This is a genomic window from Buttiauxella agrestis ATCC 33320 (genome assembly GCF_000735355.1).
Lineage (GTDB): Bacteria > Pseudomonadota > Gammaproteobacteria > Enterobacterales > Enterobacteriaceae > Buttiauxella > Buttiauxella agrestis.
The window spans coordinates 13,427-30,715 of sequence record NZ_JMPI01000066.1 but is presented as its reverse complement, the minus strand read 5'-3'; the positions used below and the strand labels follow the sequence as shown (position 1 = coordinate 30,715).

The 17,289-nt window shown below is 51.3% G+C and carries 15 protein-coding genes; 3 read left to right on the top strand and 12 right to left on the bottom strand.

What is annotated here, in order from left to right; genetic code table 11:
- Both nfuA and gntX read right to left on the bottom strand, forming a co-directional pair.
- On the bottom strand, positions 1–560 hold a 560-nt coding region (gene nfuA, locus GBAG_RS18950; RefSeq protein WP_034499169.1), incomplete at its 3' end, for a Fe-S biogenesis protein NfuA.
- Between the two features lie 58 nt (positions 561–618).
- Positions 619–1,290 carry a DNA utilization protein GntX gene (gene gntX, locus GBAG_RS18945; protein ID WP_034499168.1) on the bottom strand — a complete coding sequence of 224 codons (672 nt, stop codon included), beginning with the start codon at positions 1,288–1,290 and terminating at the stop codon, positions 619–621.
- A gap of 38 nt (positions 1,291–1,328) precedes the next feature.
- Here gntX and bioH point away from each other — a divergent pair, with 38 nt between their 5' ends.
- Positions 1,329–2,123, top strand: a complete 795-nt coding sequence (bioH, locus tag GBAG_RS18940; protein WP_034499166.1) for a pimeloyl-ACP methyl ester esterase BioH — start codon at positions 1,329–1,331, stop codon at positions 2,121–2,123.
- A 5-nt stretch (positions 2,124–2,128) separates the two neighbouring features.
- Here the strand turns inward: bioH and feoC are convergent, their stop codons facing one another.
- The 5 genes from feoC to greB form a co-directional block, all read right to left on the bottom strand.
- Entirely contained in the window at positions 2,129–2,368 is a 240-nt protein-coding gene (feoC, locus tag GBAG_RS18935; protein ID WP_034499164.1) for a [Fe-S]-dependent transcriptional repressor FeoC, read from the bottom strand.
- Positions 2,369–2,377: 9 nt separating this feature from the next.
- A complete protein-coding gene (feoB, locus tag GBAG_RS18930; protein ID WP_034499162.1) occupies positions 2,378–4,699 on the bottom strand; it encodes a Fe(2+) transporter permease subunit FeoB in 2,322 nt (773 codons plus the stop codon).
- 54 nt (positions 4,700–4,753) lie between these two features.
- Complete coding sequence (feoA, locus tag GBAG_RS18925) at positions 4,754–4,978, bottom strand: ferrous iron transporter A (RefSeq protein ID WP_034499160.1); 225 nt, start codon at positions 4,976–4,978, stop codon at positions 4,754–4,756.
- Positions 4,979–5,482: 504 nt separating this feature from the next.
- The gene (locus GBAG_RS18920; protein ID WP_034499157.1) at positions 5,483–7,813 is read right to left on the bottom strand and encodes a Tex family protein; all 2,331 of its coding nucleotides are present in this window, start codon (positions 7,811–7,813) and stop codon (positions 5,483–5,485) included.
- A gap of 120 nt (positions 7,814–7,933) precedes the next feature.
- Entirely contained in the window at positions 7,934–8,407 is a 474-nt protein-coding gene (greB, locus tag GBAG_RS18915; protein ID WP_034499154.1) for a transcription elongation factor GreB, read from the bottom strand.
- Between the two features lie 236 nt (positions 8,408–8,643).
- Here greB and ompR point away from each other — a divergent pair, with 236 nt between their 5' ends.
- A complete protein-coding gene (gene ompR / locus GBAG_RS18910; protein WP_001157751.1) occupies positions 8,644–9,363 on the top strand; it encodes an osmolarity response regulator transcription factor OmpR in 720 nt (239 codons plus the stop codon).
- Positions 9,360–10,712, top strand: coding sequence for a two-component system sensor histidine kinase EnvZ (gene envZ, locus GBAG_RS18905; protein WP_034499152.1), 1,353 nt, complete (start codon positions 9,360–9,362; stop codon positions 10,710–10,712). The genes ompR and envZ overlap by 4 nt, the downstream gene beginning before the upstream one ends.
- Positions 10,713–10,826: 114 nt before the next feature.
- Here the strand turns inward: envZ and pckA are convergent, their stop codons facing one another.
- The 5 genes from pckA to GBAG_RS18880 all read right to left on the bottom strand — a co-directional run bounded on the left by pckA (position 10,827) and on the right by GBAG_RS18880 (position 16,998).
- On the bottom strand, positions 10,827–12,446 hold the full coding sequence (pckA, locus tag GBAG_RS18900; protein WP_034499150.1) for a phosphoenolpyruvate carboxykinase (ATP): 1,620 nt from the start codon (positions 12,444–12,446) through the stop codon (positions 10,827–10,829).
- 331 nt (positions 12,447–12,777) lie between these two features.
- On the bottom strand, positions 12,778–13,656 hold the full coding sequence (gene hslO / locus GBAG_RS18895; RefSeq protein WP_034499148.1) for an Hsp33 family molecular chaperone HslO: 879 nt from the start codon (positions 13,654–13,656) through the stop codon (positions 12,778–12,780).
- A 58-nt stretch (positions 13,657–13,714) separates the two neighbouring features.
- The gene (hslR, locus tag GBAG_RS18890) at positions 13,715–14,116 is read right to left on the bottom strand and encodes a ribosome-associated heat shock protein Hsp15 (RefSeq protein ID WP_034499146.1); all 402 of its coding nucleotides are present in this window, start codon (positions 14,114–14,116) and stop codon (positions 13,715–13,717) included.
- Complete coding sequence (gene yrfG / locus GBAG_RS18885) at positions 14,116–14,796, bottom strand: GMP/IMP nucleotidase (protein ID WP_034499143.1); 681 nt, start codon at positions 14,794–14,796, stop codon at positions 14,116–14,118. The genes hslR and yrfG overlap by 1 nt, the downstream gene beginning before the upstream one ends.
- Positions 14,797–14,856: 60 nt before the next feature.
- Complete coding sequence (locus tag GBAG_RS18880) at positions 14,857–16,998, bottom strand: intracellular growth attenuator family protein (protein WP_034499141.1); 2,142 nt, start codon at positions 16,996–16,998, stop codon at positions 14,857–14,859.
- Positions 16,999–17,289: the final 291 nt, after the last annotated feature.

Genomic DNA, 17,289 nt, shown 5'->3' with positions numbered 1-17,289 from the left:
TCGCCGCGCTGGTGTTCGGTCAAATCACGAACGCCTTTCAATTCCGGGAACTCTGCCAGCAATTGTTTTTCGATGCCTTCTTTCAGGGTCACGTCGACCATTGAACAGCCGTTACAACCGCCGCCAAATTGCAGAATTGCAAAACCTTCGTCAGTAATTTCCATTAGCGTCACACGGCCGCCGTGGCCTGCCAACTGTGGGTTAACCGTCGCTTGCAGCATGTATTCAACGCGTTCCATCAGCGGCGCGTCGTCGGACACTTTACGCATTTTAGCGTTTGGTGCTTTCAGCGTGAGCTGTGAGCCGAGTTGGTCGGTAACAAAATCAATTTCGGCGTCTTCAAGATAAGGTGCGCTCAGTTCATCAACATACGCGGTCAACTGCTCGAATTTCAGGGCAGTATCTGACGCTTCTACCGCATCCGGCGGACAGTAAGACACCCCGCACTCCGCATTAGGAGTACCAGGATTGATGACGAATACGCGAATTTGCGTCCCTTCTTCCTGACCTGCCAGCAGTTTGGCAAAGTGGGATTGTGCTGTATCGGAAATACGGATCATAACGATTGCTCAATAGTTGACTATTTTAGTCGGTTATAATACGCCCATCATCGAGGGTCTACAAGGTTCGACAAAGGCACCACACCTGGATAGTCGCCGCGCCCTGCTTTTTCAGCAGCCGCGCAATTTCCGCCACCGTACTGCCCGTCGTGACGACATCATCCACAATAATTATATGGCGGCCTGCTACCGGAAAATCAACCCTGAAAGCACCTTTAAGGTTATTTCGCCGCCTTCGTGCGTTGAGCTGACGCTGGGTTTGCGTTGCGCGGATTCGGCTGATTCCCTTGGGAAAATAGTCACATTGCAGCCAGCGAGAAAGGTGATTTGCCAGCAGATCACTTTGGTTAAATCCACGACGCCAGGCGCGGCCTAAATGCAGCGGAACGGACACAATACAGTCGGGTTTCTGGTGTCTTGTGGAAAGAACCTTAAGCAATAACAAACGTGCCAAAGCCTGTGCCAGCGCAACGGTGGCATTAAATTTAAATCGCTGGATGAGCCGATTGAGCGGCAGGCAATAATCCGTGACGAACACCATAGAATCCCAGAAGGGTGGCTGTTGCAGGCAACGCCCGCAGGGTGAGTGTATGTTAGCGCAGGGTAATCCACAGCGCGGACAGCACGGCGGTGGCGCGGGTAACGCTTTGGCACAGCATGAACAAACGCCCCAATGTGCGCATGCGAGAGGCATCTGGCATAGCCAACACAGCCCTGGGATTGTTAGCATGTTCGCTTCCTTGCGTAGAAAAATGAGAACAGTAACTGATGAGCACGCTTTGGTGGCAGACAAAAGGTGAAGGAAAAGACGATCTTGTGCTGCTGCACGGATGGGGACTGAACGCGGAAGTGTGGCATTGCATTTGCGAGGAACTCGGCTCGCATTTTCGTCTTCATCTTGTCGATTTGCCGGGCTATGGCCGCAGCCAGAATTTCGGCGCACTGACGCTTGAGGAGATGGCTACGCAAGTATTGGCGCAAGCGCCAGAGCAGGCGATTTGGCTGGGCTGGAGTTTAGGCGGGCTGGTGGCCAGCCGGATTGCACTCAGCCATCCGCAGCGCGTAAAAGGGTTGGTCACGGTTGCCTCGTCGCCCTGTTTTGCTGCAAACGATGAATGGCCGGGGATCAAACCGGAAGTGCTGGCGAATTTCCAGCAACAGCTCAGTGAAGATTTTCAGCGCACGGTTGAGCGTTTTCTTGCGCTGCAAACCCTGGGCACGGAAACCGCACGCCAGGATGCTCGCCGTCTGAAGGCGGTTGTTCTCGAGCAGCCGATGCCGAGTGTGGAGGTGTTAAACGGGGGGCTGGAAATCCTGAAAACGGAAGATTTACGTGAGCCGTTGAGCCATCTTGACGTGCCATTCTTGCGTTTATATGGGCATTTAGATGGGCTGGTACCGCGAAAAATTGCCGGTTTGCTGGATGAACGTTGGTCGCAAAGCGAGGCGGTGATTTTCCCGAAAGCGGCTCATGCACCGTTTATTTCGCACCCGCAGGAATTTTGCCGGGTAATTGAAGAGTTTTGTAGAGTGGATAAGCCCCAGGCGTCATCCACCCTTTAAAAATCTTATGCCCGCAGCGCCCACACTTCCCGTATACATTTCTTACCTTCCGGGCAGCTTTTACAGCTGCCAGTCAGGCAATCACTCGGGTCTTCGGTGATACGCATCGCTTTGCCCATGGCTTCAAGGCGACTCAGCATGGCGTTCACCAACGGCAACGGCGTGGCGAGCTGTTGGCTAATTTGCGTCGCATCCAGTCGCCCTTGCAGCGCCAGTGCATCACGAACCTCAATTAAACTCGCCATACCTTCTCCTTAGTGGCAATCGCCAGCGGTGTTTTTACAGCAGGCCGCTTCGACTGTTTTACGGGTCGTCATCAGGCTGACATCCACACGGCTGCGCGCCTTGCGCAAACCACCAATCAACAACACGTTGAACAACACCACCGCGAGAATACAGACCAGGCTGTACTTAGGATGAGCGCTAAACGTTACCGTCTGGTAGTAAAGCGTGGACAGTGAGTAAGCGATGTTCAGCCCCCACAGCACCGAGAACATCATCCAGCCACGGCTGGATTCACGGGCAACGGCACCCATCACCGAAATACATGGGATATAGAGCAGAACAAAAATCAGGTAGCTGTAGGCCGCAGCCGGGCTGCCAAATTTGCTGCTCATAACGCCCATCGCACCGCTTGCCATCTCGCCGTCGCCTTTACTGGCTTCGATTGGGTTGGCCAACACGCTCAGGCTGAAGGTGTCTTTCAGACTCTGCCAGGTTTCGCCTGCGGCGGCACCTAATTCATCGGTCAGGCTGAAGCTTGCCGCATCAAACGGTTCTTCGTGCATATCTTCAGCGGTGTATAACGTGTTCAACGTACCGACAACCACTTCTTTTGCCATTGCCCCGGTGAACAGGCCAACGGTCGCTTGCCAGTTATCTTCGTGGACACCAATCGGCTGCAACAACGGCGTCAGCACGCGGCTTACGGAGGCCAGCGCCGAGTCGTTGATGTTGTCGACTTCTTTGCCGCTAAACGAGAAGCTGTTCAGTGCGCCAATGAAAATACTCACAATCACGATCACTTTACCGGCACGCAGCACGAACCCTTTCAGGCGCTGCCAGGTTTGCAGTAACAGACTTTTCAGATGCGGGACGTGATAGACCGGCAGTTCCATCACAAACGGCGTTGCTTCACCGCGCATGATGGTGTGTTTGAGCATCAGGCCGGTAAGGATCGCCATCACGATGCCGAGAATATAGAGCGAGAAGACGACTAACGCGCCTTCCTGGCCGAAGAACGCGGCGGCAAACACCGCAAAAATCGCCAGACGTGCACCGCATGACATAAACGGCGCCATCATGATGGTCATCAGGCGTTCACGCGGGGCATCCAGCGTACGCGCACCCATTACCGACGGCACGTTACAACCGAAGCCGACAATCAATGGCACGAATGATTTACCCGGCAAGCCGAGGGATTGCATCAGGCGGTCCATAACGAATGCCGCACGGGCCATGTAACCGGAGTCTTCAAGGAACGAAAGGAACAGGTACATCATGCCGATTTGCGGCACCAGTGGTAGCACGGTGTTGATACCGCCGCCAATCCCCTGGGCTAAGAAAATCGTCAGCCAGCTTGGGAAGTGCAGGGTGGCGCCAATCCACTGAATACCGTGGATAAAGATGGCCGCTGAACCGCCGTCGAAAATAGGCTGTAATGCGCCGCCGATGTTAATCGCCAGCAAGAACATCACGTACATCACCAGCAGGAAAACAGGCAAACCGAGGAATCGGTTCAGGATGATTTTATCCATCATTGCCGTTAAACGATGTGGTTCGGCGGTCAGACTGTTGCTGATGGAGTCACAAATCGCGGCAATGGTTTGGTAACGCGCATCGGCAATCAGCAGCGCCGGATCTTCGTTTTCTTCGGCCAGTTGGGCACGAATGGTATCCAGTTTATCGGCGGCGTGGCCTGCATATTCACGGCTATAGATATCGCCTTCCAGCATTTGCAGTGCTAACCAACGACGCTGTTGGGCAGACATATCGACAGGCATTTGCGCGGCAAGATTATCGGCCTCTTCAAGCAGTCTTGGTGGGTAAAGCACTAAATCGGTATGCGTGTTTGGCAGGCGGCGGTCGATGGCCAGCTTCAGCCCTTCCATACCACGCGCGCGGGTCGAAACCAGTGGCACAACCGGGCAGCCCAGGCGTGCAGCAAGCGCATCAATATCAATGCGAATGTCCTGCTTTTCGGCGATGTCGAGCATGTTGAGCGCGACGACACACGGAATGCCGAGTTCCAGCAATTGCAGCGTCAGGTACAGGTTGCGCTCAAGGTTGGAGGCGTCGACGACGTTTATCAGTAAGTCTGCTTCACCACTCAAAATGTAGTGACAGGCAATTTGTTCATCCAGAGAAGTTTGCGATGAAATGGTGGTCAGCGAGTAAGTACCCGGCAAGTCGACCAATGTGACCTGATGCGCCAGCGTTGAAAACTGACCTTCTTTACGTTCTACGGTAACGCCCGCCCAGTTACCCACTCGTTGGCGTGAGCCGGTGAGTTGGTTGAATAACGTGGTTTTCCCGGAGTTAGGGTTACCGATTAAGCCGATAGTTAATTTTTTCATTTTTTTCGTGAACTTAAAGAAAATAGCAACGAGCGCGAGCGCTCACCCCGCCAATCAGGCAATGGCTTCAACGTGCAGTAGTTCGAGATCTTTTTTGCGTAATACCAGACTGACGCGACGTGTTTGAATATGAATCGGGTCGCCTAATGGCGCGACACGTACAACGTTGAATGAAGAGCCGGGCAACATACCGAGCGATAATAATTTCTGGCGATATGACGGGCTAATTTCGCTGGCAAAGCCGGTAATTTTCCACGCACTACTTGGCAAGAATTGCATAGGACCTACTTAGAGCTGCGCTCTGGTATTTATGCTAACGAGAGTTTTCGTTGGATAAAGGAGAAATAACGAACAAATCAATGATAATGAGAATGGTTTCCGTCTTCAATAATTATTTTTGTGATGAATAAGTCGTTTAGATTATTTTCCACAGCGCGGTTGTTTATTATTTTTTCGTGGTGCCTGGTGAGGTTTTTATAAAAAATTAATAATTAACAGTGGGTTGTGTTTTTAGTAAATGCGTAGTTTTATTAATTAACCTTCGTTAATGTTGTCTGGATATTTCATCTGTTACAGATTTGATAAATATTGGTGCTGTTTTTAAAGTGTTGCGGAAATTGATCTACCGCAAACTTAATCTAATTGGGATGAACTGGTTAGGGTGATAACGAAATGTTATTTAGACCATGCCAGGTTAAAACAAACAAATTGTGCTGAATCGGGAACCAGAGAAATCCCCCCTCTCGCTATTGAGTGTGAGAGGGGGGATTTGTTCATCAATGATTAGCGCTTTTTAAATGCCGCAGCCAGCGCATCACCCATCGCACTGTTACCTGCATTACTGCTGCTGGCGTTATCACGTCCGCGCGGTTTTTGTTGCTGTGTCGGGCGGCGTTCAGTTTGCTCGCGCGGTGCGGAACCACGGCGGTTGGACTCGCCAGGTTGCTCATCCAGACGCATAGTCAGTGCAATGCGCTTACGCGACATATCCACTTCCATCACTTTCACTTTGACGATATCACCGGCTTTCACCACTTTATGCGGGTCGTCGATGAATTTGTCTGAAAGCGAGGAAATGTGGACTAAGCCATCCTGATGCACACCGATGTCCACAAACGCGCCAAAGTTAGTCACGTTGGTGACAGCGCCTTCCAGCACCATGCCAGGCTGAAGGTCGTTCATGGTTTCTACGCCATCAGCAAACTTCGCGGTTTTGAATTCCGGGCGCGGGTCACGGCCTGGTTTTTCCAACTCTTTGATGATGTCAGTCACCGTTGGCACACCAAAACGTTCATCGGTGAAATCGCGTGGGCTTAGGCCGCGCAGTGCTTCACCATTGCCCATCAAATCCTGCAATGCTTGCTCGGTTGCCGCCAGAATGCGCTCAACAATCGGGTACGCTTCCGGGTGAACGGTGGAAGCATCCAGCGGGTTATCGCCGTGGTTAATACGCAGGAAGCCCGCGCATTGCTCGAACGCTTTCGGCCCTAAACGACTGACTTTCAGCAGTTGCTGGCGGTTCTGGAAACGGCCATTTTCGTCGCGCCAGTTCACGATGTTCTGCGCCATCATGCGTGTTAAGCCCGCTACGCGAGTTAACAACGGGACCGACGCGGTATTCAGATCAACGCCCACGGCGTTTACGCAGTCTTCGACTACGGCATCAAGTTTTTTCGCTAACTGAGACTGGCTAACATCGTGCTGATACTGGCCGACACCGATAGATTTCGGGTCGATTTTCACCAGCTCTGCCAATGGATCTTGCAGGCGACGAGCAATCGACACTGCGCCACGAATTGAAACATCGAGATCCGGGAATTCCAGTGCTGCCAGCTCAGATGCTGAATACACCGATGCACCCGCTTCACTGACAATCACTTTCTGCGCGGTGACTTTCGGGAACTGCGCCTGCACATCAAGGAAGAAACGTTCGGTTTCACGCGATGCCGTGCCGTTGCCGATAGCCACTAATTCTACGTTGTGCTTCTCGCAAAGTGCCGCAACAGCGACCGCCGCTTTCGCAGCTTGCCCGGTGTGCGGGTAAATAGTATCGGTGGCGACCAGTTTACCGGTGGAATCCACCACGGCGACTTTTACGCCGGTACGCAGGCCCGGATCGAGACCCATTGTCGCGCGCAGGCCAGCAGGGGCGGCCATCAGCAAATCATGCATGTTACGGGCGAACACGTTAATCGCTTCGTCTTCGGCGCGTTCGCGCACGGTGCCCATCAGTTCGGTTTCGAGGTGCATCAGCACTTTGATACGCCAGGTCCAGCTCACTACTGCACGGCGCCAGGCATCCGCCGGAGCATTGTTCAGGCGCAAGCCGAGGTGGTCAATAATGAGCTGTTCGCAATAGCTTTCACGCGGTGGTTCATCGTGCTGCGGGTCGGCATTTAGCGCGAGCTGTAAAATGCCTTCATTACGACCACGGAACATGGCGAGGGCGCGGTGTGACGGGACGGTAGCAATCGGTTCGTGATGGTCGAAGTAGTCACGGAATTTCGCACCTTCTTCCTCTTTACCCGCAACAACTTTGGCAACCAGGTGCGCGTTCTTCCATAAATAGTTACGCACTTTCGCGAGCAATGCCGCGTCTTCGGCAAAACGTTCCATCAGAATGTAGCGAGCGCCATCCAGTGCGGCTTTGGTATCAGCAACGCCTTTGTCGGCGTCAACGTAACTTGCAGCGGCTTCTTCTGGCGTGTGGGAAGGGTCGTTCCATAACAGTTCGGCCAGTGGTTCCAGACCTGCTTCGATAGCAATTTGCCCGCGAGTACGGCGCTTTTGCTTATACGGCAAATAGAGGTCTTCAAGCTCGGTTTTACTCAGCGTGCCATTGATGGCCGCGGCAAGCTCGTCACTCATTTTACCTTGTTCGGTAATGGACTTGAGGATTGTCTGACGGCGGTCTTCTAATTCGCGCAGATAGCCCAGACGAGTTTCCAGCTGACGCAGTTGCGTGTCATCCAGACCGCCAGTGACTTCCTTACGATAGCGTGCAATAAACGGCACGGTATTCCCTTCATCGAGCAGGCGAACGGCGGCTTCAACCTGTTCATCTTTGGCCTTAAGCTCGCTGGCAATAATGCGGCAGAGTGAATCATTCATCATGGTTTTTTCATCTGTTTGAGTCGAAATTTCAGAGTGTAGTTATACGGATTGGAGGGTGAAAATGCCAGCCACAGCGCCCGAGAGGTGATGAATCGGACTGTTCTGTTGCTGGCCTGTGTGCTATTTCACATACTCGATTTCATTGATGTACCACTGGGCTTCACCGGCGGGTGTTTGCACGATAGCGAGGTCGCCCACTTCTTTTTTCAGCAGTGCACGTGCCATAGGTGAATCGATAGAAATGTAATCTTTGCGGCCAAAAATTTCGTCATAGCCGACGATGCGAAAACGCAGTTGGTTTCCGTCATCATTTTCAATTTCTACCCACGCACCAAAGAACACTTTGCCTTCTTGTTGTGGCGAATAATCGACAATTTTCAGCTGTTCGAGGCATTTCGTGAGATATCGCACTCTTCGATCTATTTCTCGCAGCCGTTTTTTGTTGTACTGGTAGTCGGCATTTTCACTGCGATCGCCAAGACTTGCGGCCCAGGTGACCTTTTTAGTCACCTCCGGACGTTCTTCACGCCACAAGGTGTCCTTTTCTTGTTTGAGCTTTTCATAGCCTTCGCGGGTAATTAATGGCGTTTTCATCGTCAAGCCTTGAATGGGTAGAACAATAAAGATGATTTAAACCGAAATATCAGGGTGATGGCAATCCTGTCGATTTGCGAAGTAAGTCATTATTCTGTGTTAAAAAGTACCTATAACCATCTGTTTAATATGCTTTGTAACAATTTCGACTAGAATATATACCAGATTTGACTGGTCGTAACGTCGCAGTTTTTTAAGAATACGCACTCACTGTTCGAGCCTTTGGGAGTATAAGAATGCAAGAGAATTATAAGATTCTGGTCGTGGATGACGACATGCGCCTGCGTGCGCTGCTGGAACGTTACCTCACCGAACAAGGCTTCCAGGTCCGTAGCGTTGCTAACGCAGAACAGATGGATCGCCTGCTAACCCGTGAATCCTTCCACTTGATGGTCCTTGATTTGATGTTGCCAGGCGAAGATGGTTTGTCTATCTGCCGCCGCCTGCGCAGCCAAAGCAACCCGATGCCAATCATTATGGTTACTGCGAAAGGCGAAGAAGTTGACCGCATCGTAGGGCTGGAAATTGGCGCGGATGACTACATTCCAAAACCGTTTAACCCGCGTGAACTGCTCGCCCGTATCCGTGCTGTTCTGCGCCGTCAGGCCAACGAACTGCCAGGTGCACCTTCCCAGGAAGAAGCGGTTATCGCGTTTGGTAAGTTTAAACTGAACCTCGGCACCCGCGAGATGTTCCGTGAAGATGAGCCTATGCCGTTAACCAGCGGCGAGTTCGCGGTACTAAAAGCGCTGGTGAGCCACCCGCGTGAGCCGTTATCACGCGACAAACTGATGAACCTGGCGCGTGGCCGTGAATACAGTGCGATGGAACGCTCTATCGACGTACAGATTTCTCGCCTGCGCCGTATGGTTGAAGAAGATCCTGCACATCCACGCTATATCCAGACCGTATGGGGCCTGGGCTACGTATTCGTGCCGGACGGTTCTAAGGCATGAGGCGAGTCCGCTTCTCCCCCAGAAGCTCGTTTGCCCGCACGCTGTTATTGATCGTCACCTTGCTGTTTGTCAGCCTGGTGACGACCTACCTTGTGGTGTTGAACTTTGCCATTCTGCCGAGTTTGCAACAGTTTAATAAGGTACTGGCTTACGAAGTCCGTATGCTGATGACCGATAAACTGCAACTTGAAGATGGGACGCAACTGGTGGTTCCGCCTGCATTTCGGCGTGAAATCTACCGTGAGTTGGGAATCTCTTTGTATTCCAATGAAGCGGCGGAAGACGCGGGTTTGCGCTGGGCGCAGCATTACGAATTCTTAAGCCATCAAATGGCGCAGCAATTGGGCGGCCCAACCGAAGTTCGCGTTGAGGTTAACAAAAGCTCGCCGGTTGTGTGGCTGAAGACGTGGCTGTCGCCAAATATCTGGGTTCGCGTTCCGCTGACTGAAATTCACCAGGGCGACTTCTCACCGCTGTTCCGCTATACGCTTGCGATAATGCTGCTGGCGATAGGCGGTGCGTGGTTGTTTATTCGAATACAGAACCGACCCTTAGTTGACCTCGAGCACGCCGCGTTGCAGGTCGGTAAAGGGATTATTCCGCCGCCGCTTCGTGAATATGGTGCCTCGGAGGTACGTTCAGTTACCCGCGCGTTTAACCATATGGCCGCAGGTGTGAAGCAACTGGCCGATGACCGCACGCTGTTAATGGCCGGTGTCAGCCACGATTTGCGTACGCCGCTCACTCGTATTCGTCTGGCAACAGAAATGATGAGTGAAGAAGATGGTTATCTCTCTGAGTCGATTAATAAAGATATCGAAGAGTGTAATGCGATAATCGAACAGTTCATCGATTACCTGCGTACCGGGCAAGAGATGCCACTGGAAACTGCCGATCTCAACAGTGTGTTGGGTGAAGTGGTGGCTGCAGAAAGCGGTTACGAGCGGGAGATTGAAACCGATCTTCAAGCAGGCGAATTACTGGTGAATATCCATCCTCTTTCCATTAAACGAGCCGTCGCCAATATGGTGGTGAATGCTGCGCGTTATGGAAATGGCTGGATTAAAGTCAGCAGTGGTGGCGAGCTTAACCGTGCCTGGTTCCAGGTCGAAGATGACGGCCCGGGCATTAAACCTGAGCAGCTTAAACACCTGTTCCAGCCCTTTGTGCGCGGGGACAGTGCGCGTACTACCAGCGGCACCGGTTTGGGGTTGGCAATCGTACAACGTATTATCGACAACCATAACGGCCTGTTGGATATCGGCGTTAGCGAGCGGGGCGGTTTGCGGATACGGGCTTATTTGCCGTTACCGATGAACAAAGCTTTCAGCCAGATTAAAGAAAGCTGAGTGATAAAGAAAAAGCGAACCTCTTGGGGTTCGCTTTTTTGTCTGTTGGGTTAGCGTAGAGGGTGGATGTCACTTGCGCTAATCCACCTTATAAACTCGTTCGCTATTCGAAAATTAGATCTTCGGCCCTGCACTAACAAGCGCAGCACCCGCTGGGGTATCTGTGTATTTCTCAAAGTTTTCGATAAACAACTTAGCCAGTTGCTCTGACTTTTCCTGCCATTGCTCAGGAGTTGCGTAAGTCTTACGCGGATCCAGAATGTTTTCGTCAACACCTGCCAGTGCTGTCGGCACTGCAAGGCCAAAGATTGGCAGTGTGAACGTTTCTGTATCGTCCAGAGAACCATCAAGAATTGCATCAATAATCGCACGTGTATCTTTGATGGAGATACGTTTGCCGGTGCCGTTCCAGCCAGTGTTAACCAGATACGCCTGAGCACCCGCAGCCTGCATGCGTTTCACCAGCACTTCTGCGTATTGCGTCGGGTGCAGAGACAAGAATGCCGCACCAAAACAAGAAGAGAAAGTTGGCGTCGGTTCGGTAATGCCACGCTCAGTACCTGCAAGTTTGGCGGTAAAGCCAGACAGGAAGTGGTATTGCGTTTGGTTTGCCGTCAGGCGTGAAACCGGGGGTAAAACACCGAAAGCATCAGCGGTAAGGAAGATAACTTTGTTGGCGTGGCCAGCTTTAGAAACCGGTTTAACGATGTTTTCAATATGGTAAATCGGGTAGGAGACACGCGTGTTTTCAGTTTTAGAGCTGTCATCAAAGTCGATGGAACCGTCGGCGCGAACAGTGACGTTTTCCAGCAGCGCATCGCGGCGAATCGCATTGAAGATTTCCGGCTCGGCATCTTTGGATAAACGAATGGTTTTCGCGTAGCAGCCGCCTTCGAAATTGAACACACCGTCGTCGTCCCATCCATGTTCGTCATCGCCAATCAGGCGGCGCTTTGGATCGGTAGAAAGCGTGGTTTTGCCTGTGCCAGACAAACCAAAGAACACGGCGACATCGTCTTTTTCGCCGACGTTTGCCGAACAGTGCATGGAAGCAATGCCTCTGAGCGGCAGCAGGTAGTTCATGATAGAGAACATCCCTTTCTTCATTTCACCGCCGTACCAGGTGCCGCCAATTAATTGCACGCGCTCGGTCAGGTTAAAGGCGATGAAGTTTTCAGAATTCAGACCCTGCTCTTTCCATTGTGGGTTGGTGCATTTCGCGCCATTCATCACCACGAAATCAGCTTCGAATGTTTCCAGCTCTTCGTCAGTTGGACGGATAAACATGTTCTTAACGAAATGAGCCTGCCAGGCCACTTCGGTAATAAAACGCACCGAGAGACGGGTATCAGCATTCGCGCCGCAGAAAGCATCAATAATAAAGAGGCGTTTGCCAGAGAGTTGGTTGGTGACGAGTCCTTTCAGATGCTGCCAGGTTTCTTCACTCAGCGGTTTATTGTCGTTTTTGCCTTTGCCATTATCCGCCCACCACAGCGTATCGCGGGTTGTGTCGTCGCGGACGATGTATTTATCTTTTGGGGAACGGCCGGTAAAGATACCGGTATCAACAGCAATTGCACCGAGGTTTGTTTCTACGCCGCGCTCAAAACCTTCCAGATTGGGATTTAACTCTTCATGATACAAGGTGTCGTAATCGGGGTTGTAAATGACTTCGCTTACATCATGAATACCATAAGCCTTGAGATCTTGCGCTGTTATGCCTTTAACTCGCATTTCACTGCTCCTTAGCCAATTTGTACTGCTTGAGATTGTAGGGTTGTTTATTGGTTGTTAACCGCGACACCTATCATAGATTTGAGCATCCACCCAAATCCATATAGCGGAAAACGCTGTGAAGCGAGTCACAACGGGGTGAGAGTATGGCAGGAAATGCTAATGAGGCAGGGAAAATATTCTGAATATGTTAAAAAATAGTGCGATTAACGGACGAGGTGTGAGCGAGAGCGCATTCGTATGCAAACCGTGAAATTTATCTTTTTCAAAATGCCCTCACCCCAGCCCTCTCCCCCAGGAGAGGGAGAAAGCGAAAGTAAGGGAAAGAAGATTAATGCACCTGCGGATCGGCTGGGGAGGCGTTGCTGCGGATTTCAGCGATGTCCATAGAGTTGAACACGTAGTGATTGCCACAGTAATCGCAGTTCATGTCGATTTCACCTTCTTCGGCAATGATGCTATCCACTTCTTCATCAGGCAGCGTTCTCAGTGCATCGGCACAACGTTCGCGGGAACAAGTGCACTTAAACTCGACGTTTTGCGGATCGTAAAGTGTCACTTCTTCTTCGTGGTACAAACGCCACAGCACATCGTTGGCCGGTAAAGTCAGCAGTTCTTCAGCCTTGATAGTTTCTGTTAACGCTGCAAGATGATTGAAATCATCGGCCTGCGCATCTTGAGCTGGCAAGACTTGTAACAACATGCCGCCAGCAGCGGGTTGGCCATCTACGTCGCCAGTACGGATAAACAGGCGCGTTGGTAACTGCTCGGAACGTAAGAAGTAATCTTCCAGACATGCCGCGAGCGTATCGCCTTCAAGCCCAACCACACCCTGATAGCGTTCACCTTGTGCTGGTGTGATGGTGATAACCAGGTAGCCATTTCCCACCAGAGTTTTCAGATCCGCATCGGCAGGGATTTCACCTTTAAAACGCGCGACGCCACGCATTTGCTGGTTATTGTTACCGTTGATCACCGCGAGAGTCATCGGGCCATCACCTTGTAGTTGCACGGTAATATCGCCATCAAACTTGAGGGTTGCGGTCAGCAGGCTGGTTGCGACCAGCAATTCACCGAGAATAGTTTTCACCGGTGCTGGGTAATCATGGTTTTCCATGATCTGTTTCCAGGTCTCGGAAACCGTTACCAGCTCACCGCGTACGGCGAAGTTTTCAAACAAATAACGGTGCAGTTGGTCGTGTTGGGTCATAATTTTCTCTCATTCAGATGGCAGCTTTACCCTTCATCTTTCAAGTTGCAGATGGGGACTATTCGTTGCCACCGTGTTTAAATTTCATCAAATCGCGCCGCTCTTTTTTATCAGGGCGACGGTCGGGGTGGGGCATTGTCAGCGCATTCATTTTGCGCGCCAGCGACACTTTCTCCCTTTTAGTGATACTTTCCGCGGTCTCTTCATACAGCTGCGAGGCATCGGTAGCGGGGCGACGTTGCTCGGTCACGGCCAGAATTTTGACGGTTTTCTCGTCATTCCCCTGGCGTAACGTCAGCATCGCGTTTAGCTCAACGAGCTTACTCGGTTTGCTGCGTTGCCCGTTGTAATGCACCTTGCCGCCTTCAACCATTTCCCGGGCGATGGCTCGTGTTTTATAAAAACGCGCCGCCCATAGCCATTTGTCGAGACGCACACCTTCAGACGCTTTCTCTTTCATCACGACTCCTTAAACATCAACTTCTGGAGTAGATGGCGGTAGTCATTCAATGCCGGATGGCGGTGATAGATTTTGTCTTCCTGGCCGGAATCTGGATTGGTGACACCCAGGCAATAACGAATGCCAAACTTCGCAGCAGAATCAAGAATCGGTTCGCTATCATCTATAAATAGCGTTCTGGCCGGTTCCAGCCCGGTATGCTCGGCAACACCTTGCCACAACCGCTGATCTTCTTTCGGATAACCAAATGTGTGGGTGGAAAGTAATAAATCAAGGTGCTGGGCTAAACCGGTGTGCTCCAGTTTGACCGCCAGATTATGCGGATGCGCGTTCGTGAGTAATATCCGCCGCTTACCGCAGGCTTTCAGGGCATCCAGGAACGGGACGGTGTCTTCACGTAGCACCGCGTTTGCCCCAGCCGCTGTGGTCATCGCACAAATATCCAAACCCAGACGCTCACTCCAGTAATCCAGACAGTACCAGTTTAGCGTATGTTGCACGGCTTGATATTCGCGGGAGATCAGCTGGTGCGCCTCATCCAGTGGAATATTTCTTCGTTCACTGACTGTTTGCGGCACCAGTTTTTGCCAGAAGTGATTATCGAACGCGAGATCCAGCAATGTGCCGTCCATATCGAGCAATACGGTATCGACATCTTGCCAGGCAATATCAATATGCATAGATTCGGGCCTGATTAGAGGAAACTGCGCGACAGGTTAGCACAACCTGCCGCGTGAAGTTTAGAACAGCGGGCGGACGGCGGAGATCGTCGTTAACGAGGGATTCATGCAGTTGTCGTAGTACTGCTGGATTTGCGCCAGGCGGCTGCGGCTGCGGCGGAAGCGGCGAATCGCCAGCACTCCATTGATCAGCAGGCAAGCAATCATACAGATGAGCAGCAATGTAGTGCTGATGTATCGCCACAGACTGCTGCTGTCCGGGATTTTGTGCAGCGTGATATGTTGTGTGCCGTTCGCATCTTGTTTAATACCGGTAATAATTCCTTCGGCGCTAAATGGCGTTTTAAGTAGCATTTCGGCCAGACGCTGAAACTCCCCCCATTGTTCTTGTGCCGGAATGTCATATAACGGAACAGGGGGTAGTGGCTGGTCTACCATGTCGCTGCCTTCATCGTTGATAATCACGTATCCGGCTGGGGCGGGGCTGTTCAACGCTTGTGCCGCGCGAGCCGTTTCACGGATAAAGAAGGGAGCCGTAGACGTGGTGACCAGGTTATCAAGCGACTCAGCACTGACCGGGCGCAGCAAAACATTCACGCCAGTGAGTTTTCCGGAATCAGCTTTTTTGGTGAGTGCATCCCAATCTTTTGTATTGCCAAGGTTTACCAGCGCATTTTTCAGACGTACACATTCGTCTGCTGCGGTACACAGCGCCTGTGTTTTCAATACAATTCCGGCAAAATCATCCAGTAACACCATGCCTGATTTCTGAATAGCATCGCGTAATTGCGGGTTCACCTTTGAATCTTCACTGGTCTGCGGATGGATTTGCCCACTGACGGCCTGAGTCAGCGCGGTGGCTTTATCCATGATATCTGATTCAGGCACCGGCAAAGACTGCGCGGTATTCCAGACAATTTGCGAGCAATCGAACGGCGTGAATGGGTAAGTTTGCCGCGTGATGTAGTTGCCTGGAGTATGAATGTTGCACATGCCAGTGCCGTTCACTTTCAGCGTGTCGCCAACCCGCAGCGCCGTTTTGTTCAGGTCTGCGACAGTGGTGGCTTCAATGGTTTGTGCACCTTTCAACCAGGAGATGCTCAGTTTTAACGGCATTTCCAGCGGCACCCAAAGAGTCAGCATCAGCAGAACGATTAAGCTCCCGCTTGCAATCACCAGGTTGCGTACCCAATGCTGGATAGGGAAGTTGCGCACTTCGTCATGCAGCGATAAGAAGCGCCCCTGGCGGAGTACATTCCGATCAAGATAAATGTCGATATCCGTTTTCTGCCCGAGATCCTGAGCCACATAAGGCTGCCAGTGAGCAGGGTAAATCAGGTCAATTATCCCTAATGAAATATTGTTGATTTGATCCTGATTCGACTCGCCAAACAGCCCCCAGCGCTTAGGCGTGCCGCGTAAACAGTGGACTTCACGCAACGTATTTTTGGCAGGCGGAGCAAACAGACCCCAAAGGCTTGCTGCCAGCAGCATAAATGCGCCGCCCACTAACCAGGGCAAAACGACCGGAGGCGTCACCAGACACAAAAACAGCATGATGAAAGCTACACAAATCAGAATCGCTTCACGTAAGCCATCGGGGCGGCTTAGTGCATACTCTTCTGGTGTCTCCTGGCGGATATTCAATAGCTCTATTTGTTCGCTTTCTTCACCGCGAATCGAAGCCTGAGTGTGTGGGTCTTGTTCCAGGGCGAAGCCACGGTTTTCACTGCTGTAGTCAATAAGCGTGTGCCCGTTCAGGGAGATAACCAGTGGCATGGTTTCAGTACGAATTAACTCAACGTAGTTATCGTTAGTAATGTACTGCTCCCAGAATGGCGGAAGGTGAACCTCTATAGAATCAAGGTAATAGCGCCACTTGTTGGGGTCATCTGTGGATAAACCATAACGGGTAATAGAGCGAGTAAGAGAAAGTGCCGTGTTACTGAGGGAGTTAAGAACCAGCTTTGCGGGTGCCGCACTGGCGCCAGAAGGCCCCACGATATTTTGCGTGCGTGCTAAGGATTCAATATAGTTTTCAACTGCGGCGCGTTCATCAGCGGTCAACTTACGAGAAGTTGCACCACTAAATGATTGGGCTTGTGATAAACGAGCGCGTAAGCGCAGGCTGCGCCATACGAGCCACCCCGCAATTAAGATGCAGGCCAGCATAGCAGCTAAAAGAAGTAATAAGGTGCTCATGCCTTCCCCATCAAACACTCGTTTTCTTATTAAAACGCAGCAAGTTGCACCCCTTACAGCATACGGGCGTAAAAATCATTATCGGCATACCTGACCTCAAACTTGAGGGATTTTTATGTATATAGGCTGCTGTAACATAATGTTAGCAAAGCGACTTTGCGAGAAATATCAGCAAATTCCTATTTCATTTGCTGGCTATTGACAGGTAACAGAGGTCTTAAAAAATCACTTAAAGTTGCAGAAATGTAAATAATAACCAATGTCCGTTGCGTGAGATATGTGGCATAACGC